Source organism: Frankia sp. AvcI1 (assembly GCF_001420875.1).
GTDB lineage: Bacteria > Actinomycetota > Actinomycetes > Frankiales > Frankiaceae > Frankia > Frankia alni.
On the sequence record NZ_LJFZ01000029.1, the window covers coordinates 85,902 to 107,525 of the forward strand.

Genomic DNA, 21,624 nt, shown 5'->3' on the forward strand with positions numbered 1-21,624 from the left:
NCCTGCGAGAGGGTGTACTGCAGGCCGGCCTTGATCCGTTCGGGGCTGTCGTGGGGGATACCGACCGCCTGGGCGATGGTGTCGGCGGTCCGGAACCCGATTCCCCACACGTCGGTGGCGAGCCGGTAGGGCTGTGTGCGCACGACGCCGATGGACTGGTCGCCGTACTTCTTGTAGATCTTCACCGCGAGGGAGGTGGACACCCCCACTCCCTGCAGGAACACCATCACCTCCTTGATCGCCTTCTGTTCCTCCCAGGCATCGGCGATCTTCTTGGTGCGTTTGGGTCCCAGCCCGCGGACCTCGATCAGCCGGGCCGGCTCCTCCTCGATGATCCGCAGGATGTCGGTGTCGAAATGCGCGACCATCCGCTCGGCCATCGCCGGCCCGATCCCCTTGATCAGCCCCGAGCCCAGGTAGCGGCGAATGCCCTGGATTGTCGCGGGCAGCACCGTGGTGTACGAGTGCACCTGGAACTGCCTGCCGTACCGGGGATGGCTACCCCACTGCCCGGTCAGCCGCAGACTCTCCCCGATCTGCGCACCCAGCAGTGGGCCGACCACCGTCAGCAGGTCCGGACCGGACCGCTCGGTGGCCAGCCGGGCGATGGTGTAGCCGGTCTCCTCGCTGACGAAGGTGATCCGCTCCAGCACCCCCTCCACCACCNCCTGACGCGCGGCGTCAGCAGAAGAACGGGCAGTGGTCACAGCCAGCCATTATGCGAAGTCCCCTGCACGGCAGTTCAGCACCCCACACGCTGTCCGACGCTGGGGAACCCCGAGGACCGGCATCGACGCGGCGCTACTGGGACCGGCGCCGCGGTCCCCGGTCGAGGGCCTGACCCCGGAGGTGTCGAGGGTCGACGTCGCCGTCGTGCGCGCGGGCGCGGACGATCTCGAGCGCCGGCTTCGGGACGTGCGGCTCGCCGTCAGGGCCCGCCTCCGTGCCGCGGCGACTCTGCGTGACGAGCTGCGGGCCGTGGGGGTGGCGCGGGCGAAGGCCGACGCGGCCGACGAGGCGGTCGGCACGGCCGAGGTGCGCGCGGAGAGGGCCGAGNCCACCCGCGACCTTCCGAACCAGGTGGAACGCCTCGCCGACGAGCTCCTCGCGGATGTCGTCCGCATGGTCGACAACGCGCGCGACGCCGCGGTCAGCACGGTCCGCGACCGGGAGCGGGAGCTCGGCGAGACCCGTGACCGGCAGCGCGCGGTGCTCGCGCAGGCCGACCCGGCCCCGCCCCGCCCCGCTCCCGGTACTGCGCTCACGACCGGGCCCCGGGCACGGGTGCGCCCCTCTACCTGCTCGTCGACTTCGCCGACGGCGTCAACGCCGCGGAGCGGGCCGGCCTCGAGGCGCGCTCCAGCGGCTGATCGAAGCCGAACGGGCCGCGGACCCGTCCGCGGGCTACGCGGCGCACCTGCGCAAGGCCCTCGACTACCGGGACTGGCATGCCTTCGACGTGCGGGTGACCGACGCCTTCGGACGGGAACGCCGGNTCGGCCCCCGCACCGNCCTGAGCCAGGGCGAGCAGCGCGTCGTGTCCTACCTGGTCCTGTTCGCCGCGGCGGCCGCGCACTTCACCTCGCTCGCCCAGAACGAGCCGCGGGTCCCGCGCATGATCCTGCTCGACGACGCGTTCGCGAAGGTCGACGAGCCGACCCACGCGAAGCTGCTCGAACTGCTCGTCGACCTCGATCTCGACTTCATCCTGACCAGCGAACGCCTGTGGGGTAACGCCCCGGCAGTGCCCAGCCTGCACATCTACGAGTGCCTGCGCGATCCCCTGGTCCGTGGCGTCGCCACGCTCCACTACGAGTGGAACGGCCACCGCATCCACCTGGTCGCGCCGTGACCGCGCCACGACCTGTCGCGGCCGCACCGCAAAACGCGCTGACTGCGTCGCTGCCCGCGGCGACCGCCGGCTGGCTCGGGCAGCCGGCGCTGAGCCGGCTGTGGGACTCCGCCCGCCGGCGGCTGGAGGCGAACGGACTGCAGGCCCGGGGCATCCTGCGGCTGGGCAACGTCACCGTCGAGGAACGCGAGGCGTTCGGCCAGCTGCTGGGCGGCACCGTCCCGCTGCGCGACGGTGCGGCGGCGATCCGCCTCGACCTGCTGGACGCCCGGCTTCGTGCCTCGGCCGCGGCGCGCGGCGTCGTCGGCGTGCTCACCGCGCTCGGTCAGCCGGTGCAGGACCGCGCCGGTGCCCGGCGGGCCAGCCGCGATGCCTGGGACGAGGTCTGGGTCGACGCGGGGCAGGCCGCCGGNGCGCTCAGCGACGAGGAGTGGCCCCACCGGTGGCTCAACGCCGTCCGCCAGACCGGAAGCCTGACCCGCCTTGGCCCGCAGGGCGCCTCGGACCTGCTCGCCCAGGCCGTCACGGCGTTGGCCGTGGTCGTGCGACGCGCGGGGACGGAGCAGCGGGTCGTCGGTCGCGGCGAGCTCGCCCAGCAGGTGACCGGCACCGCCCACGGGCTCGACGACGGCACCGTCCTCGCCCGGCTCGTCCTGCGTGGGATCGCGACGGCCGCCGGCGAGGATCCCGCGTCGGCCACCCGGGACGCGCCCGCCCGTCGCGCGCTGTGGCGGTCCGCAGGGGTCGTCGTCGACGAGGTGTCCTCCACGGTTCTCACCTACGGCCTGCGGCCGGCCGGTACGGGCTGGCGGGAACGCGGCCTCGTGGAGCGGGCCGACCACGGCCAGGAGACCCATCTGACGCTGCGCGAGGTCGCCGTCGTCGAGTGGGGCACGCTCGCCGGCACGGGGGGCAGCCGGGCGGCGGGCGCGCTTGTCCGCGTCTGCGAGAACCCGCGGGTGGTGGAGGCCGCCGCGTCGGCCGGGCTGACCGACGTGGCGCTGGTGTGCACGGCGGGCAACCCGTCGACGGTCGTGCTCGACCTGCTCGGACGCCTGCGGGACATCGGCGCGCGGCTGAGCTACCACGGCGACTTCGACTGGCCGGGGGTCGCGCTCGCGAACCGCGTCGCCACCCGGTTCGGCGCCGAGCCGTGGCGCATGTCCGCGGACGACTACGAACGGGCGGTCGGGGAGTCCCAGCGCCGTGCAGCTCCGGCACTGGCCCTGCGCGGCGAGCCGGTGGAGGCGGTCTGGGATCCGGAGCTCGCCGCATCCATGATCGCCTGCGGGGTCGCCATCCACGAGGAGTCGGTCCTCGAGACCCTGCTCGCCGACCTCGGCGCCCCCGCGCCCGCCGCGTAGCGCCGAGACCTGCCCGCCGGGAATCCGTCATCGCCGACGCGTACTGCAGCCCGACACCGGCAGGTGACCGCGCTACGCTGGTTCGCAGGGATCAGGCTTGTCGGGCCTTCTGAGGGAGGTGTGTCATCACCGCGGAGATGATCGCTCCCGCGTGGATGCACGAGCAGGTCACGGCGGAGCAGTACGACTCCTGGTCCGAGGAGCAGCGCGCGGGCATCGAGATCGTGGACGGGATGGTCGTCGTGAGTCCCAGCGCGTCCAAGCGGCACAATCGCCTGATCAAGATTCTCGCGGTGGCGCTGGAGGCCGCGNCCGGGCCGGACTGGAACGCGGACTTCGACTTCGATGTTCGGCTTCAGGACGTGCCGTTGACGAATCGGCGTCCGGACGTCGTCCTGTATCGGGCTGACACGATCGACATCATGCCGGCGCGTCCCGAGCACATTCTGCTCGTCGCCGAGGTGGTCTCGCCGGGTTCGGAGACGACCGACCGGATCGTCAAGGCCGAGCAGTACGCCAGGGCGGGGATCTCGTACTACTGGAGGGTCGAGCAGCCTCCCGCCGGTGTCCCGGTCGTCCACACCTACGTCCTCGACCCGGCAACCGGGGCCTACCGTGACGGTGAGGTCTTCACGGGCGTCGTCGACGCCGTCGCGCCTTTCCCGGTCAAGATTGATCTTGCTCGTCTCTAGCGACGAGGACGCGAACCATCGTGGGGTCGACCGCAGCCCCCGCCGTCGGTCGGTGTGATCCGCTCCCGTGCCGGCCGATGCCTGGCCCGCGCGGGAGCGGATCACGGGTGCGTCAGCGGGGGAGCGGCTTGTAGAAGACCAGGCCGTTGCCCTTGTTGTCGTACACCACGGCGCGGCGCTCGTGGGCGTCGTCGTACGGGCCCTTCACGATGGCGCCGCCGTTGTCCTCGATCGCCTTGGCCGCGCCGTCGACGTCGTCGGTCTTGATGCCCACGACGACCTGGCCGTGGATGGGGTGATCGACGGCGGTGGCCAGGGCGAGGGTCACCGAGCCACCGTCGAGAGCCGCGTAGTGGGCGCCGTCGCGGAACTTCAGCGGGAAGCCGAGGGTCTCGGTGTAGAACTTGATCGATTCCTCGAGATCGTCCGTCGACAGGACGATCATCCGTACCTGCTGTTCGCTCATGGCTGCCTCCTGTGACCGGACCGGTTCGGCGACCCGCACCGGGATGTCGCCGAACCGGTGGGGGTTCGCCGGTCGCGCGATTGTTGGTACATCAACAACCTAGTCCCTGGCGNCCGTGGCGGAGACGAAGTCGCGGGCCGCGTCCGGCAGCCGGGCGTCCCGGCGGGTCGGGGACGTCAGCGCATGATTCCGGTGTGGCCGAGGGAGTAGCGCCCGGGTTGTGGCCAGACGGCGAGCCCGTGCGGCTCGTGGCCGACGGGGATCTCGGTCAGCAGCCGGCCGGTCGTCGGGTCCGCTCCGCCCTGGCCGCCGGTGTCGAACACGTACACGACATTGCTGCGCCGCCCGGACAGCCACAGCCGGGTCCCGTCGGCGTTGACGTTGCCCATGTCGGGGGTGCCACCGCCGGGGATGGGCCAGGTGGCGACGATCTTCCTGGTGGCGAAGGAGATCACGGACACGGAGCCCTGGTCGCCGTGGTGGGGGAACGGGACCATGTCGGAGGTCATCATGCCGCCCCGGTTGGCGACGTAGAGGTAGCGGCCGTCGCGGCTGGGGTACATCCCATGGGCCTCCGGCCCGGTCGGGACGAAGCCGATTTTGGTGAAGGCGTCGCCGTCGATGAGGTCGACACCGCCTGCGTTCATGTCGGCGACGTACCAGATCCGGCCCGCCGGCTCGATCTTGATGTCCTGGGGGGNGGCGCTGCGCCCGAGGTCGAGGTAACCCAGGACGCTCTGGTGCACGAGATCGATCTTGACGAGCCGGCCGGCGAACTCGCAGGTGGCGATCGCGTAGGTGCCGTCCGGGGAGAAGTCGACGTGGTTCACGCCCGCGCACAGGCTGCCCACGTCGAGGCTGTGGCGCAGGGCGAAGGTGTGNGGGTCGCGGAAGTCGATGCGGTGGATCGCCTCGGCGATGACCATCGCGTTCGTGCCGTCGGGGGTGAAGTACAGGTTGTAGGGGTCCGCGACCGGNACGGCCGGGCCGGCGAGCCGCCCGGTCCGCGGGTCGATCGGTGACAGGCTGTTTCCGAGGTTGTTGTTCACCCACAGTGTCCGCAGATCCCAGGACGGGACCACGTGCTGCGGGGCGCGTCCCGTGCGGTAGGTGGCCACCACGCGCAGGGACTGCTGGTCGATGACGCTGACGGTGCCGTCGGCGAGGTTCGGCACGTAGACGAGCGCCGGATCGTCCTTCACGACCGGGCTCAGCATCCCGCCATGCGCGTGGGCGTAGACGTCCACGGCCGGCTGCGGGTCGTCGCCCTGAGCGGAGGCCGGGCCCGCCGGCAGGTGCGAGGGCGGCCTGGGCGAGGAGGCGGTCGCGTGGTCGTGCGACGCCTCGGCGTTCGCGCCNCCGCCGCCGGAGGCGATCAGGGCGACTGCGACAACAGCGACGATCGCTGTGACCACCCCGGCCGCCAGCAGTAGCCCCCGCTGCCGGAACGCGTGCCGGTCGCGGTGGCGAGTCGGGGATCCCCTGGCTGCCACGCGGTCAGCCTAGCCATGCCAGCCGACGCCGGTCCCGTCGACCTGCTGCAGCCACCCACGGGCCACCGCATCTTTCCCGGTCCGAACGAATCCTGACCTGTGACTGTCCGGGCGGATGGCCGTTTTGGCGTCAATCCTTCCGCGCTGTCGCGCGATGGTGCGGTACACCGCGGGCCCAACCATGATCATGTTTCATAGAATGTCGGACTATGGACCGAAGAGTGCTTCTGTCGCTGCTGAGCATCGGCGCGGCGCAGGCTCTTGTCGGATGCTCGACCGGCTCCGCGTCGAGGGACTCCGCGGCCCCCGTTCCCGAAACCGCGCCGACCGCGTCGCCTTCGCCGGCCGCGTCGCCTTCGCCGACCGCGGCGCCGATCGCCGCGGCGGTCCCGGGAGCCGACGCAGGCCCCGCGCCGTCGCCCGCGCCGATTCCCGCCCCGCATCCGGGCCGTCCGGTCGTCGTTTCGCACGCGCCCGGCCGGACCCGGAGAATCGCCCTGACCATCGACGACGGCTACGACGCCTCGACGGTCGCCGGCTACGTGGCGTTCGCCCAGCGATCGAAGATCCCCATCACGTTCTCGCCGAACGGCGCCTACCGGGCGGTGTGGGATCGTCATGCCGAGGTCCTGCGTCCGCTGGTGGAGACCGGCCAGCTGCAGATCGGCAACCACACCTGGACCCACAAGAACCTGCTGCACGAGACGGACGCCGCGATCCGCGCCGACATCGAGAAGAACGAACAGTGGATCCAGCAGACCTTCGGCATCACCAGCCGACCCTGGTTCCGTCCGCCCTACGGTGCCCACAACCATCACGTCGACGGACTCGCCGGCGAACTCGGGTACACCCGGATCCTGCTGTGGGACGGCAGTTTCGGCGACTCGACCCTGCTCAGCCCGGAACAGCTCATCGGGCTCGCCCGGCAGTACCTCCAGCCAGGAACGATCATGCTCGGCCACGCCAACCACCAGACCGTCCTCGGCCTGTTCGACCAGATCGAGCAGCTGATCGAGCAGCGTCAGCTGGAGCCGGTCACCCTGGACACCATGTTCGGCACCTCTCNGGCCGTCGGCTGACCGCACACCGCCCCCGGCCGGCGATCGCCGGCCGGCGGCCTACGGCTGGCGGCCCCCGGCTGGCGGCCTACGGCCCGTGGCTCACTCAGGCTCCGCCGGATGTGGCCGGCCGGCCGCACCTCCGTGCCGGATAGCCTGCGCCCATGCCCGAGCCGGACTCCCGTGATTCCTCGCGTCGACGCTTCCTCGCCGGGGCCGGCGCGATGGTCGCCGCCACTGGGTTGGCGGCCTGCGCCGCCGACGGATCCACCCGCACCGAACCATCGCCTTCGTCGCCGCCGTCGGCACCGTCGCCGGCATCCGCCGCGGCCGGCGGCGGCCCATCGGCCGCGTCCGCGGCGGCTGCGGACCCAGGCGGCCCGGGCCTGGTCCCGGGGGGCAGCGCGGTGGCGGTGGCCAACGGTCCGCGGGATCGGCCCCGGGTCGCGCTCACCTTCCACCTCGGCCCGCACGAGACCGGCCAGGACCTGACCCTGGCCCATCAGCTGCTCGCCGACGCCAGCGGGCTCGCCGTGCCGATCACGGTGTTCGCCGTCGGGCGATGGCTGGATGCCCACCAGGATCTCGTCCCGGCCATCCTCGCGGGCGGCAACGAACTGGCGAACCACACCTACACCCACCCGACACTGACCGCACTGCCGGCCGACCAGGTCGCCGCCGAGATCACGGGCTGCCGGGACGTCCTGGCCCGCCTGGCGCCGACCCAGGGCCGCTACTTCCGACCCTCCGGCACGAGCACCGCCACACCGCTGATCCTCACCGAGGCCGGCGCCGCCGGGTACCGCACGGTCGTCGACTTCGACGTCGACCCGCTCGACTACACCTCCCCGGGAGCCGACGCCGTCGTCGCGCGGGTCCGGGCCGGCACCCGACCGGGCTCCATCGTGAGCATGCACTTCGGCTACCCGGGCACCGTCGCGGCGTTTCCCCNCATCGTCGCGAACCTCCGCGCGGCCGGCCTCACCCCGGTGGCGGTCCACGACCTGCTCGCCTGACCGGTCTCCCGGGCGCCTTGTNGATCTTGCGCGAGAGCTCGGCCGCTTTACAGAATGGCTGATGTGAGGACGATGTGAAAAGCCTCGGACAGTCATTTCTTGGGTGACGGATGAGAAGCGGCGAGAAATTCGGCGTAGCACGCGTGATTTCTTACCTCTCAGTTCTCTCGGGCGTCGACGATCGNCCATCCGGGCGGGCTAGCAATACGGAGCGCGCCGGTATGGTCCGGTGCGTTCGAGGAGGAATTCGTGTTCCGCTCTCCCACCCGACGGGCAGTCGGGATGGCGGCATCCGGGCTGGNCCTGTCCGGACTGGTGGNGTTCTCGGCCGCCACGCCCGCGGTCGCCGGGTCACCCGAGCACACCNGGTCTCCGGTCCGGCACGTCCTGCTGCTGTCCGTGGACGGACTNCACCAGGCGGATCTCAGCGCGTACGTCCGGACGCATCCGGGTTCGGCGCTGGCCGGCCTGGTCGGCGCCGGCGTCTCGTACACTCACGCGTCGACCCCGGTGCCGTCCGACTCGTTCCCCGGGCTGATCGCTCAGGTGACGGGCGGCAATCCGGCGACCACGGGCATCTACTACGACGACACCTTCAACCACAGCCTGCTGCCCGCCGGCACGACGTCCTGTGCCGGGGCGAAGCCGGGTGCCGAGGTCGCGTTCACCGAGGCCGCCGACCGCGACCCGAGCTCCCTGGACGCGGGGCAGGGTCTCGCCGGGCTGCCCGGCAGCATCCTGTCGATGACCGGGTCGCCCCGGACGCTGCTGGACCCGAAGACGCTTCCGGTCGACCCGAAGACCTGCACGCCGGTCTACCCGCACTCCTACCTCACGGCGAACACCGTCTTCGAGGTGGCCCNCACCCACGGCCTGGGCACGGCCTGGTCGGACAAACATCCCGCCTACGAGATCCTCAACGGCCCGTCGGGCACCGGCGTCCAGGACCTGTTCACTCCTGAGATCAACAGCACCGCTCTCGGCTACCCCGGTGGCGGCGACTGGACGAAGGACAACGCGGCCACCCGGCAGTACGACGCGTACAAGGTGACCGCGGTCCGCAACGAGATCGACGGGTACGATCACACCCGCACCCGCCGGGTGCCTACCCCGGCGATCTTCGGGCTGAACCTCCAGTCGGTCTCCACCGCGCAGAAGCTGCCCACCTCGGACGGGCTGACCGGCGGTTACCTGCCGGGCGGCACCGAGCCGGGGCCGCTGCTGGCCGGCGCGCTCGACTTCGTCGACCACCAGGTCGGCGCCCTGGTCGCCGAGCTGACGCGGACGGGGCAGGCGGACAGCACCGTGATCATTCTGTCGGCCAAGCACGCCCAGTCGCCGACGGACCCGAACGCGCTGACCCGCATCGACGACGGCGCCGTCATCAAGGCGCTGAACGCGGACTGGGCGAAGGCGCACCCCGGCGCAGCCGACCTGGTCGCCTTCTCCACGGACGATGACATCCTGCAGCTCTGGCTGAGCGACCGGTCGCAGGCCGCCGCCGACTTCGCCCGGACCTTCGTGCTCTCCCACGACGCCACCGGCAACACGATCAGCGGCGCGAGCCGCACGCTGCCCGCCTCCGGGCTCACCACGGCGTACGCCGGCGCCGGCGCCGCCCGCTTCTTCGGCGTCCCGGCGAGCGACGCCCGCCATCCCGATGTCGTCGGCATCGTCGCGCACGGCGTGGTCTACACCGGCGGCACGAGCAAGATCGCCGAGCATGGTGGCGCGGACCCGCAGGACCGCAACGTCCCGCTCGTCGTCTCCGGCGCCGGCGCCGGCGCCCACGCGGGCCGGGTCGACGGGGCTCCGGTCGAGACCACCTCGATCGCCCCGACCATCCTCACGCTGCTCGGGCTCGACCCGAACGAGCTGAGCGCCGTCCGCAACGAGCACACCCGAGCCCTGGACGTCACGCCGATCACCCGCTAGGCCCGCGCGGGTACCGAGGCACCAGACAGGCCACCCCGTCCCGCGTGGGGACGGGGTGGCGGCGTCCGCGTCCGACGCCAGAACCCGGCCGGAGGCCGTGCGCGGCGGACACGCTTTCATGTCCCCACCACCGGACACGAGACATGACGGAGACCTGGATGCGTACCCTGATCAGCACCGCCTTCATCTCGCTCGACGGCGTCGTGGAGGCCCCGGGCGGCGAAGCCGGCTACCGGAACGCGGGCTGGACCTTCAAGGACGTCGAGTTTCTCCCCGAGGCCTTCGAGATCAAGGGACGGGAGCAGCAGGAGGCCACCGCGATCCTGCTGGGGCGGGTCAGCTACGAGGCGTTCAGTCCGGTGTGGCCGGACATGGCGGAGTTCGCGGAGTACAGGACGATGCCGAAGTACGTCGTGTCGACCACCCTCACCGAGGACGGCCTGGTCTCGAACTGGGGCGACACCACGATTCTGCGCTCGCTCGACGAGGTCGCCGCCCTGAAGGAGACCGAGGGCGGCCCGATCATCGTCCACGGCAGCGCCTCGCTGAACCACGGCCTGTCCGACGCGGGCCTGATCGACCGCTACCACCTGCTCGTCTTCCCGCTGCTGCTCGGCGCGGGCAAGCGCCTGTTCAGCACCACGGACAAGGACACCCAGAAGCTGACCCTGGTCGAGCACGGCGTCTACGCCAACGGCCTGCAGAAGAACGTCTTCGACGTCGTCCACTGATGCCGGCGCCGGTGCCGGCATCGCGCCGTGCCGCCGCCTCCTCGGACGGCCCCGCCGCCGTCCCCGGCCTGCTACCCGCCGGCCGGGGACTGCCGCGGACCGATCTCCGCATCTGGGCGTGATCGGTGGGGTACGGGAAGATCGCAGTCTGATCCCATCCCCGCCCTGTTGCATCACGGGGTTCCGCGGAACCGCGTCACGCGCCCGGTGGAGCACGTTTCTCTCCGCTCCGGTCGACTCTGCGTCGTGGACGATCCTCGGCGAGCGGCGGTTCTGGTGTCGTGTCCACTCCGCCGCCACGCCGTCGGCTGCGAACTCCGGTGTCTCGGAGGCGCCGGGTGATGGCGATCTCGAGTTCCATGGTCACGCTGTGTTCCGACGTCCACGCCTGGTTGGTCCGGATCGCGTGGCGCGGACAGGCCGTCAGAGCGTCATCGCCTACCCAGGCTGGCAGCCAACACCTGCGGATCGGCGGCTTCGGCCGGCCGTGCCGGGTCCTTNGCGCTGCCCGCGGCCCGGGTCGGTAGGGGCCGTTCCCTTGACAGAAGGCATGACCGACTGCAAGCTGGCACCAGCTTAGCTAAACCTAACCTTATCGACGCGCGCCGCTGGCCACCGCTGACGGGAGGTGTCACGCCCACGGGACACACCCGACCCGCGGCTCCGCGCGCCACCGGATCACCGCCTCGGTGGGCCCGATCTCCGCGAAGCCCGGAGGCATGCCACCCAGGCGACGCCGATCTTAGNGCCAGGGTNGCCCTCGTGTTCACCCGACCGAGATGAACCTGGGCTTTCCCCTGCGCCAATTCGTTCTCTGATCCGTTCTCTCTTTGCCGTTTGCGACGCACAGAGCCAACGGCTTGGTTCCGCATGCCCAAAGGCGATGAAATCGGAGGTTGGCCGCATGGCCGTGAACCCGTTCGACGACGACGGCGGTCACTTCTTCGACCCGACGAACAGCGAGGGGCCGGTTGTGGCGCGGGACGGCCGGGGCCGGACGGCCGCGCCGTGAGCGTCGACGAGCGAGCGAAGGACCCGCGGTCCCTGNGCCGTGAGCTGGCCCGGCGGCGACTCGCCGAACAGGGCCTCGCCTCCACACCGCGCCCGAGCGGTCCCCCCGCGTCCACACCCCCCTCCGCGCCCACGCCTGTATCCGCCGCCACATCCGCATCGGCGCCCGGCTCGACCTCGGCGCCGGTCGGTGCCGGGGGGACGTCCGCCCGGGGCGACCGGCCGCTGTCCGCCGGACAGCGCCGGATGTGGTCGCTGCAGAACCTCGACCCGTGCACGACCGGGTACAACGTCCGGCTCGCGCTGGACCTGACCGGACCGGTACGCGCGGACGCCCTGCGCGCCGCGGCCGAGGCGGTCGTCGCCCGGCACGACGTGCTGCGGACGACCTACCGGATGGACGGCGCCGGCCAGGTGGTTCAGGTGGTCCATCCGGCGCTCGCGCCGGTCNTCGACCAGCGGGATCTCACCGACCTTCCCGCCGGCGAGCGGTCCGCCCGCGCGGGCGAGCTGTGCGCCGCGCTCGCCGCGACCCCGTTCGACCTGTCCGCTGACTCCCCGTTGCGCCTCGGCCTGTTCACCACGGGCCCGCAGGCCCTGACTCTGATCGTCGTCGCCCATCACATTGCCTGGGACGACAGCACCACGGCGATCTTCTTCGGCGAGCTGGTCGCGTTCCTGCGCGATCGCTGCGCCGTCCTGCCCGCCGCGCCGCAGTTCGCCGACGTGGCGCTGCGCCCGGTGACGGAGGACCCCGCGGCCGGGCTCGCCTTCTGGCGCGGCGTCCTCGACCCGCCGCCGGAGCCGCTCGTCCTGCCCGAGCTCACCGCCGCCGACCGGGGTGCCGGCGGCGTCGACCAGACGCGGGTGCTCGGCGCCGGGCTGGCCGCCCGGTTCCGGGAGGCGGCCCGCGAGCACCGCGCGTCCACCTTCATGATCCTCACCGCCGCCGTCGCCGTGCTGCTGCGCCGCTACGGCGGGGCGCGCGACGTGGTCATCGGCGTGCCGGTCGTCAACCGGGACGTCGACGGGGGCGCCGAGGTCGTCGGCTACCTCGGCAACACGATCCCGCTGCGGCTGCGCCTGGATGACGCGGACACCTTCGCCGCCGTCGTCGCCCAGGCGCGCCGGGTCTGCCTCGCCGCCTACGCCCACCAGGACGTCGATCTCGACGACATCGGCCGGGCGGCGGACCCCGAGCGGGCGCGGGGCGACGCCGCGCTGTTCGGCGTCGTGCTCTCGCTGCGGGCCTCGATGCTGGAGCCGTTCCGGGCGGCCGGGATCAGCGCACGGCGCCGGCACGTGCCCGGCGACGACGCCCGTTTCGACCTGACCCTCGCCGTCGAGATCGACGGCGACACCGTCACCGTCGAGGCCAACCACCCGTCGACCGGCCCGGCCCGTGCCCTCGTCGCCCGCCTGCTCGGTCACCTCGACCGGCTGCTCGACGTGGTGCTCGCCCGCCCCGACGTCGCGCTGCGCGACATCGAGCTGCTCGGCGACACCGAGCGCGACCAGCTCCTCGTCGCGTGGAACGACACCGCCGCCGTCCCGGCGCCGCAGCTGCTGCCCGAACGGTTCGCCGCCCAGGCGGCGGCGACGCCCGACGCGCCGGCCGTCCTGGCCGACGGCGAGCGGCTGACCTACCGGCAGCTCGACCGCCGGGCGAACCGGCTGGCCCGGCTGCTCGTCGAGCACGGCGCCGGCCCCGAGTCGGTGGTGGCGCTGGGGATCCCGTGCTCGGCCGACATGGTCGTGGCGGTGCTCGCCGTCGCCAGGGCGGGCGCGTCCTACGTGCCGGTCGACCCGGACTATCCGCCCGACCGGGTGCGGCTCATGCTGACCGACTCCCGGCCCGTCCTGCTGCTCACCACCGCCGCCGGGCAGGGGGCGCTGCCCGCCGTCGACGGCCTGCGCGCGGTGCTGCTCGACGCCGCGGACACCCTCGCCCGCCTCGGCGCGCTGCCCGACCACGACCTGACCGACGCCGAGCTGGTCGCCCCCCTGCACCCCGAGCACCCGGCGTACGTGATCTACACCTCCGGGTCGACCGGCGTGCCCAAGGGCGTGGTCGTCGCCCACCGGGCGCTCGCCAACCACCTGGACTGGGCCGTGGCGCGCTTCCCCGGACTGGCCGGCCACACCCTCATGCACTCCTCGATCTCGTTCGACTTCTCGGTCACCCCGCTGCTGGCGACCCTGACCTGCGGCGGCGCGGTCGAGCTGTGCGCCGACTCGCCGGACGCCATCGCCCGGGCCGCCGGCGCGGCCACCTTCCTCAAGATCACGCCGAGTCACCTGCCGCTGCTGGCGTCGGTGCGCTTCGCCGACGACGGCCCGCGCACCCTCGTCATCGCCGGCGAGGAGCTGCGCGGCGAGGCCCTCGACCAGTGGAAGTGGAGGCGGCCGGCGGACGACCGGTTCGCCGTCATCAACGAGTACGGCCCGACCGAGACGACGGTCGGCGCCCTGCTGCACCCGGTGGACGCCGCCCCCGACGGGACTGGAACCGTCGGCGCCGTCCCCGTCGGGTCGCCGGTGGCCAACACGACCTGCCACGTCCTCGACGAGAACCTGCGCCTCGCCCCCCTCGGCGTGCCCGGCGAGCTGTACATCGGCGGGGCGCAGCTCGCCCGCGGCTACCTCAACCGGCCGGGGCTGAGCGCGTCCCGGTTCGTCGCCGACCCCTACGGGCCGCCCGGTGCGCGGCTCTACCGCACCGGCGACCTGATGCGGCGGCTGCCGTCGGGGGCGCTGCAGTTCCTCGGCCGCGTCGACGACCAGGTCAAGATCCGCGGCCACCGGGTCGAGCTCGGCGAGATCGAGTCCGTCCTGCTCGCCGCCCCCGGCGTCGCCCAGGCCACGGTGGCCGCCCGCACCGACGGCCCCGGCGGCCGGTACCTGGCCGCCTACCTGGTGCTCGCCGACGGCGCACAACCGGATGCNGCGGCCCTGCGTGCCCACGCCGCCGCGACCCTTCCCGACCACATGGTGCCCGCGACGCTGACCTTCCTGCCCGCGCTCCCGCTCTCGCCGTCGGGCAAGGTCGACCGGCGCGCCCTGCCCGCCCCCCGCTTCGGCGCCGACCCGGCCGCCGCCAGCCCGGCGCGACCGCCCGCGAGCGGCGCCGAGACGACGCTGGCCGCCCTGTTCGCCGACATCCTCGGAGTCGAGTCGGTGCGGCTCGACACGTCGTTCTTCGAGCTCGGCGGCGACAGCATCCTGGCGATCCGGCTGGTCAGCCGCGCCCGCCGGGAGGGCCTGCTGTTCACCCCCCGGGAGGTGTTCGCGCACCGCACGGTGGAGTCGCTGGCGGCCGCCGCCACGACCGTCGTCACCGATGCGGACGGCGGGCCCACCGCGGCACCCGGGGACGCCGACGGCGTCGGCCCGGTCGAGCTGACGCCGATCATGCGCGCGTTCGCCGAGCGCGGCCCCCTCGCCGACGAGCACCGGATGTCGGTCGTCGTGGAACTCCCCGCGGCGCCCGCCGCGGCGGCGCTGGAACGGGCCCTGCAGGCCGTCCTCGACCGTCACGACGCGCTGCGGGCCCGGCTCGACCGGGCCGCCGCGCCGCCCGCGCTCACGTTCGGCCCGGTGGGGTCGGTGCCCGCGGCGTCGGTGCTGCGCCGGGTCACCACCGACGGCCCGGTGTCCGCGGACCGCGTCGAGGACGAGCTCGCCGCGGCGGCGTCCCGGCTGGCGCCCGCCGACGGCCGACTGCTGCAGGCCGTGCTGCTCGACGCCGGGCCGGCCCGGCCCGCGCGGCTGCTGCTCGTCGCCCACCACCTCGTCGTCGACGGGGTGTCGTGGCGGATCATCGTCGAGGACCTGGCCGGGGCCTGCCAGGACGCGGCGGCCGACCGCGAACCCGCCCTCGCGCCCGTGCCGACGTCCTTCCGGACGTGGGCCCGCGGCCTCGCCCGCGCCGCCGCCGCGCGCTCGGCGGAGACGGCCCGGTGGCGGGAGCTGCTCGACGGTCCCGACGGACTGCTGGGCCGCCGCCGCGCCGATCCGGCCCGCGACACCTGGTCGACCGTGCGGACCCACACCGTCCGGCTGGCCCCGGACGTCGCCGAGCCGCTGCTGACCTCGGTGCCCGCCGCGTTCTTCGCCGGGGTCGACGACGTGCTGCTCGCCGGGCTCGCGCTCGCCCTCGGATCGTGGCCGGCCGCCCCCGAGGACGCGGGCCGCTGCGCGCTCGTGCTACTCGAGGGCCACGGGCGCCAGGAGGCCGCGGTCGCCGGCAGCGACCTGGNCCGCACCGTCGGCTGGTTCACCAGCCAGCATCCCGTCCGGCTCGACACCCGAGGTGTCGACCTCGACGACGCGCTCGCCGGCGGCCCCGCCGCCGGGACGGTCATCAAGCGGGTCAAGGAGCACCTGCGTTCCCTGCCCGACCACGGCATCGGCTACGGCATGCTGCGCCACCTCGATCCGGATTCGGCGGCGCAGCTCGCCGCCCGGCCCGTGCCGCAGATCGGCTTCAACTACCTGGGCCGCTTCGAGCCATCGGGCGGCGCCGGCTGGCGGGTCGCCGCCGACGGCGTCGGCGCCGCCTACGGCCCGGGCATGCCGCTGCCCGCCGGCCTGGTCGTGAACGCGGTCACCGAGGACACCCCCGAGGGTCCGCGCCTGGTGGCGCACTGGATGTACGCCGAGGGGCTCTTCGACGCCGCGCCGGTCGCCGACCTCGCGGCCCGGTGGTGCGCCGCCCTGGAGGCCCTCGTCCGGCATGCCGCCGGCGCGGGAGCCGGCGGGCGGACCCCCTCGGACCTGTCCCTGGTCTCGGTGGACCAGAACCAGCTCGACGCCCTCGAGGCGATGTGGAGGACGACGTGAGCGCCGGCGGTTCCGCGATCGAGGACATTCTCCCGCTGTCCCCGTTGCAGAAGGGCCTGGTGTTCCACGCCGCCCTGGCCGATGACGTCCCCGCCCCCGGCCCCGCCGACATCGGCGCCACCGCCACCGCCGGCACTGGCACCGGAGCCGGTGCGGGCGCCGGCACGGACGCCTATGTGGCGCAGCTCGTCGTGGACCTCGACGGCCCCCTCGACCCCGCCCGGCTGCGCCGCGCCGCGAACGCGCTGGCGGCCCGGCACTCCGCTCTGCGCAGCGGGTTCGTCCTGGACGTCGGCAAGCCGGTCCAGATCGTGCTGCGCACGGTCGAGGTTCCCTGGACCCAGATCGACCTGACCGGTTCCGACCTGACCGGTTCCGACCTGACCGGTTCCGACGCGATCGGTTCCGACCGGGCCGGCGCTGACCGGGCCGGCGCTGACCGGGCCGGGGTTGACCTGGCGGAGGCCGAGCGCCGTGCCGACGGGCTCGTCGCGGCCGACCGCCGGCGCAGCTTCGACCTGCGCCGGCCGCCGCTGCTGCGCGCCATGCTGTTGGTGTTCGGCCCGGACCGGCACCGGTTCGTGCTCACCAACCATCACGTGATCATGGACGGCTGGTCGACGCCGCTGCTGATGCGCGACCTGTTCGCCCTCTATGCCAGCGACGGGGCCACCCCCGGGGCCACCGACGGGGCCAGCGACGGGGCCGTGCCCGCGCTGCCCGCCGTCCGTCCGTACCGCGACCACCTCGCCTGGCTCGCCGCGCGCGACACGGCGGCGTCCCTCGACGCCTGGCGGGCCGCGCTGGACGGCGTCACGGCGGCGACGCACCTGGTGCCCGCCGCCCAGGGGGAACCCACGGTCCTGCCCGACGAGCTGGTGGAGATGCTGCCCGCCGAGCTGGTGGCGGGGCTGACCGGGCTCGCCCGCTCCCTGGGCGTCACCCTGAACACGCTGGTCCAGCTCGCCTGGGGGATCCTCGCCGGCCGGCTCACCGGCACCGACGACGTCGTCTTCGGGGCGACGGTCTCCGGCCGGCCCGCCGACCTGCCCGGGGTCGAGGCCATGGTCGGCCTGTTCATCAACACGGTGCCGGTGCGGGTCCGGCTGCGCGCGGCCGAGTCGGTGGCCGAACTCGCCGTCCGCCTGCAGCGCGAGCAGGTCGACCTGCTCGACCACCAGCACTGCGGGCTGGCCGACGTCCAGCAGGCCGTGGGCTTCGGCACCGGCGAGCTGTTCGACAGCCTGGTGGTGTTCGAGTCGTTCCCGTTCGACGGCGCGGCGATCGACGGTGCCCTCGCCGCCGGTGGCCTGCGCGCCGCCGGGGTGCACCGGCCGATCTCCACGCACTACCCACTGACGCTCATGGTGATGCCGTCCGGCGGGGGCCTCGAGGTCACGCTCAAGTACCGCCCGCGCGAGGTCGGCGCGGACGGCGCCCGGCTGCTGCTCGCCCGGCTGCGCCGCGTGCTCGCGTCGATCGTCGCGGACCCCGGGGCCGCCGTCGCGTCGGTGCGGGTCCTGGCGGACGACGAGTCGGCGGCGATCCTGCGCCGCGCCCTCGGCGACGGCCCGCTCGACCTCGCCGATGCCACGCTGCACGAGCTGTTCGAGGCGGTCGTCGACCGCACGCCTGGCGCCGTCGCCGTCGAGTGGGACACGCACACCCTCACCTACGCCGAGCTCGACGCCCGCGCGAACGCGCTGGCCCACCGCCTGATCGCCCTCGGGGCGGGCCCCGAACGGCTGGTCGCCGTCCTGCTGCCCCGCGGGGCCGACCTCGTCGTCGCCGCGCTCGCCGCGCTCAAGGCCGGCGCGGGCTACCTGCCGGTCGACCCCGCCTACCCGGCCGACCGCATCGCGTTCACCCTGCGCGACGCACGGCCCGTCGCCGTGATCACGGAGGCCGGGCGCGACCTGCCCGCCACCGCCCCGCCCCGACTCGCGCCCGACGGTGCGGCGTCGACGGCCCGGCCCGGCCTGCCCGGCCGGCCCGAGCAGGCCGCGTACGTCATCTACACCTCGGGGTCGACGGGCGTGCCCAAGGGGGTGATCGTCCCCCACCGGTCCGTCGTCGCGCTGTTCACCGCGGCCCGGCCGCTGTTCACGTTCGGCCCCGACGACGTGTGGACGCTGTTCCACTCCTTCTCGTTCGACTTCTCGGTCTGGGAGACCTGGGGGCCGCTGCTGCACGGCGGCCGGCTGGTCGTCGTCCCGCACGACGTCTCCCGCTCGCCCGCGGACTTCCTCGACCTGCTCGCCCGCCACGGCGTGACCGTGCTCAACCAGACGCCGTCGGCCTTCTACCAGATTGCCGCCGCGGACGCCGACCAGCCGGGCAGCCGCCTCGCGCTGCGGACCGTGATCTTCGGCGGGGAGGCCCTCGACCCGGCCCGGCTCGCCGGCTGGCACGCGCGCCGTCCCGACGCGCCGCGGCTGGTCAACATGTACGGGATCACCGAGACCACGGTGCACGTGACGCACCGCGAGCTGACCGCGGACGCGTTCACCTCGTCNTCGAGTGTCATCGGCGCCGGCCTGCCCGGGTTCGGCGTGTACGTCCTGGACGGCGGGCTGCGCCCGGTGCCCGACGGCACCGTCGGCGAGCTGTACCTGTCCGGTCCGCAGGTCGGCCGGGGGTACCTGGGCCGCGCCGGGCTGACCGCGACCCGGTTCGTGGCCGACCCGTTCGGCGCGCCGGGCGGTCGGCTCTACCGCAGCGGTGACCTCGCGCGCTGGACCGCCGCCGGTGAGCTGGAGTACCTGGGTCGCTCCGACGACCAGGTGAAGATCCGCGGGTTCCGGATCGAGCCCGCCGAGATCGAGTCCGTCCTCGCGACCGCCCCGGCGGTCGCCGCCGCCGCGGTCACCGTCCGGACCGACCGGCCCGGCGGCGCCTACCTCGCCGGCTACGTCGCCGGGCACGGCGGCGGGCACACCGCCGGACACGCCCCCGGGCACCTTGACGGGCACGGCGACGGGCACGGCGACGGGCAGGGCGACGGGCAGGGCGACGGGCGGGGCGACGATCGGCGGCCGGACGTCGCAGCGATTCGGGAGTACCNGGCCGGACGCCTGCCCGAGCACATGGTGCCCGCGGTGCTGACGGTGCTCGACGCGCTGCCCCTCACCGCGAACGGCAAGCTGGACCGCGCGGCACTGCCCGCCCCTGACCTCGCCGCGGCGCCGCCCGGCGGGCGACCGCCCGCCGACGGCGCGGAGCGAATCCTCGCCGACCTGTTCGCTCAGGTCCTCGGTCGGGAGAACGTCGGCGCCGACGCCTCGTTCTTCGAGCTCGGCGGCGACAGCATCATGTCCATCCAGCTCGTCGCGCGGGCCCGCGCGGCCGGCCTGCCCCTGCGCCCCCGTCAGGTCTTCGAGCTTCGCACCGTCGCCGCGCTCGCGGCGGCCACCGCCCCGCCCGAGGCCACCGGAGTGGAACCGTCGGCCCCGGGGACGCGGAGCCGGGGCGCCGGCGGGTGGACGCCCGCCGACCTTCCCCTGGTCGCCGCGACCCCGGCGGACATCGAACGCTGGCAGGCCCGCCACCCCGGGCTCGTCGACGTGCTGCCGCTGTCCCCGCTACAGGAGGGGCTGTTCTTCCACGCCCGCTTCGACGCGGACGGCGTGGACTTCTACGCCGTCCAACTGGTCATCGACCTGCGAGGAGCACTGGACGTCCGCCGGCTGCGGACGGCGGCCCGCGCACTGCTCGACCTGCACCCGGCCCTGCGCACCGTCTTCGTCGACGACGAAACCGCACCCGTCCAGGTCGTGCTGGGCGACGTCGAACCCGCGTTCGGCGTCCTCGACCTCACCGTCCAGGACCCCACCACCGTCCAGGACCCCACCACCGTCCAGGACCCCACCACCGTCCAGGACCCCACCACCGTCCAGGACCCCACCACCGTCCAGGACACCACCACCACCCAGGACTCCACCGCGGAGAGCGAGGCGGCAGCCGCGACCGCGCTCGAGGAGTTCCTGGCGACCGATCGCACCACCCGGTTCGACCTGGACGTCCAGCCNCCNCTGNGGTTCACCCTCGTCCGACTCGGAGCCCGCGAACACCGGCTCGTGGTGACCACCCATCACCTCGTGCTCGACGGCTGGTCCACCCCGCTGGTCATCCGCGACCTCCTCGCCCTCTACCAGTCGTCAGGCCAGGCGGACGTCACCCTCACCCGGCCGCGGCCCTACCGGGACTTCCTCGCCTGGCTGGCCGGCCAGGACCGCGCAGAGTCCCGAGCCGCCTGGGCGGAGATCCTCCAGGGGGTCGACGAGCCCACCCTGCTGGCCGGGCCCGACGTGCGCGAGACCGGCGTCATCCCCGACGCCGTCCTCGACGTCGTNCCGGCCGCGGTGACCGCGCAGCTCACCGGCACCGCCCGCCGGCGTGGCGTCACGGTCAACACGCTGCTCAGCGCCGCCTGGGGCCTGGTGCTCGGACGGCTGACCGGCTCCGACGACGTCGTCTTCGGGGTGACGGTCTCCGGCCGGCCGCCGGAGATCACCGGGGTTGAGTCGATGGTCGGCCTGTTCATCAACACCATTCCCGTCCGGGTCCGTTGGTCGCCGGGGGAGACCGCGGGGGTCCTGCTGGGCCGGCTGCACGAGGCTCAGATCGCGGTACTCGACCACCAGTACCTCGGCCTGACCGAGATCCAGGGCGCCGCCGGCATCGGCGGCGGCCGGCTTTTCGACACGCTCATGGTGTTCGAGACGTTCCCGCTGGAGACGACCGACCTGCTCGACCCGGCCCGTTCCGGCGGAGTGACCGCCGAAGTCGGCCTGCCCCGCGGATACACGCACTACCCGCTGACCCTGCTGCTCATGCCCGACCAGGACAAGCTGCGCATCAAACTGGAATACCGCCCGGACCTGTTCTCCGAGCAGACCGCCCGGACCATTCTGCGGCGTTTCCTCGACGTGCTCGGCCGCCTCGCGAGCCAGCCGGAAATCTCCCTCTCCCAGCTCGACGTCCTGTCGGCGGAGGAGCGCCGCGACCTCGTGGAGGAATGGAGCGGCGCGCAGGTGAGCGTCGCGGGCACTCCGTCGAGTTCCGGCGGATTCTCGTCGGTGGTGGGTGTGTGGGATGGGGTGGTGGCTGCTGGTGGTGGTGAGGTGGCGGTGGTGTGTGGGGGTGTGTCGTTGTCGTTTGGTGA

General features: G+C 73.5%; 8 protein-coding genes and 8 pseudogenes. 13 read left to right on the top strand and 3 right to left on the bottom strand.

Annotation, left to right across the window (positions count from 1 at the left end; translation table 11 throughout):
- Nucleotide 1: 1 nt before the first annotated feature.
- Nucleotides 2-665, bottom strand: a pseudogene (locus UK94_RS64525) (helix-hairpin-helix domain-containing protein); the annotation flags it as partial.
- A 184-nt stretch (nucleotides 666-849) separates the two neighbouring features.
- On the opposite strand from UK94_RS64525, the gene UK94_RS64530 reads away from it, so the two are divergent.
- Nucleotides 850-1,056 (top strand): hypothetical protein (locus UK94_RS64530; RefSeq protein WP_235489671.1); only part of this gene is annotated, 207 nt, incomplete at its 3' end.
- A gap of 238 nt (nucleotides 1,057-1,294) precedes the next feature.
- Here the strand turns inward: UK94_RS64530 and UK94_RS64535 are convergent.
- Nucleotides 1,295-1,495: hypothetical protein (locus UK94_RS64535; RefSeq protein WP_235489674.1), on the bottom strand; the 201-nt coding region annotated here is incomplete at its 5' end.
- Between the two features lie 770 nt (nucleotides 1,496-2,265).
- On the opposite strand from UK94_RS64535, the pseudogene UK94_RS31880 reads away from it, so the two are divergent.
- The 3 pseudogenes from UK94_RS31880 to UK94_RS24820 all read left to right on the top strand — a co-directional run.
- A pseudogene (locus tag UK94_RS31880) lies at nucleotides 2,266-3,216 on the top strand (TIGR02679 family protein); the annotation flags it as partial.
- Between the two features lie 137 nt (nucleotides 3,217-3,353).
- A pseudogene (locus UK94_RS64540) lies at nucleotides 3,354-3,527 on the top strand (Uma2 family endonuclease); the annotation flags it as partial.
- Between the two features lies 1 nt (nucleotide 3,528).
- Nucleotides 3,529-3,908: pseudogene (locus UK94_RS24820) on the top strand (Uma2 family endonuclease); the annotation flags it as partial.
- A 112-nt stretch (nucleotides 3,909-4,020) separates the two neighbouring features.
- Here UK94_RS24820 and UK94_RS24825 read toward each other — a convergent pair.
- The gene (locus tag UK94_RS24825; RefSeq protein WP_055751754.1) at nucleotides 4,021-4,374 is read right to left on the bottom strand and encodes a VOC family protein; all 354 of its coding nucleotides are present in this window, start codon (nucleotides 4,372-4,374) and stop codon (nucleotides 4,021-4,023) included.
- Between the two features lie 1,702 nt (nucleotides 4,375-6,076).
- Between UK94_RS24825 and UK94_RS24835 the strand changes: the two genes are divergently transcribed.
- The 9 genes and pseudogenes from UK94_RS24835 to UK94_RS64570 form a co-directional block, all read left to right on the top strand.
- Nucleotides 6,077-6,932 (top strand): polysaccharide deacetylase family protein (locus UK94_RS24835; protein WP_235489675.1); only part of this gene is annotated, 856 nt, incomplete at its 3' end.
- 217 nt (nucleotides 6,933-7,149) lie between these two features.
- On the top strand, nucleotides 7,150-7,876 hold a 727-nt coding region (locus UK94_RS24840; RefSeq protein ID WP_235489691.1), incomplete at its 3' end, for a polysaccharide deacetylase family protein.
- 476 nt (nucleotides 7,877-8,352) lie between these two features.
- Nucleotides 8,353-8,803: pseudogene (locus UK94_RS64545) on the top strand (alkaline phosphatase family protein); the annotation flags it as partial.
- Nucleotides 8,804-9,042: 239 nt separating this feature from the next.
- A complete protein-coding gene (locus UK94_RS64550) occupies nucleotides 9,043-9,876 on the top strand; it encodes a sulfatase-like hydrolase/transferase (RefSeq protein ID WP_235489694.1) in 834 nt (277 codons plus the stop codon).
- 158 nt (nucleotides 9,877-10,034) lie between these two features.
- Nucleotides 10,035-10,607, top strand: coding sequence for a dihydrofolate reductase family protein (locus UK94_RS24850; RefSeq protein WP_055751755.1), 573 nt, complete (start codon nucleotides 10,035-10,037; stop codon nucleotides 10,605-10,607).
- A 1,236-nt stretch (nucleotides 10,608-11,843) separates the two neighbouring features.
- Nucleotides 11,844-12,068: condensation domain-containing protein (locus UK94_RS64555; protein ID WP_268761606.1), on the top strand; the 225-nt coding region annotated here is incomplete at its 3' end.
- Between the two features lies 1 nt (nucleotide 12,069).
- A pseudogene (locus tag UK94_RS64560) lies at nucleotides 12,070-14,563 on the top strand (amino acid adenylation domain-containing protein); the annotation flags it as partial.
- Nucleotide 14,564: 1 nt separating this feature from the next.
- Nucleotides 14,565-15,876 (top strand): annotated as a pseudogene (locus UK94_RS64565) (condensation domain-containing protein); the annotation flags it as partial.
- Between the two features lies 1 nt (nucleotide 15,877).
- Nucleotides 15,878-16,460, top strand: a pseudogene (locus tag UK94_RS64570) (non-ribosomal peptide synthetase); the annotation flags it as partial.
- Nucleotides 16,461-21,624: the final 5,164 nt, after the last annotated feature.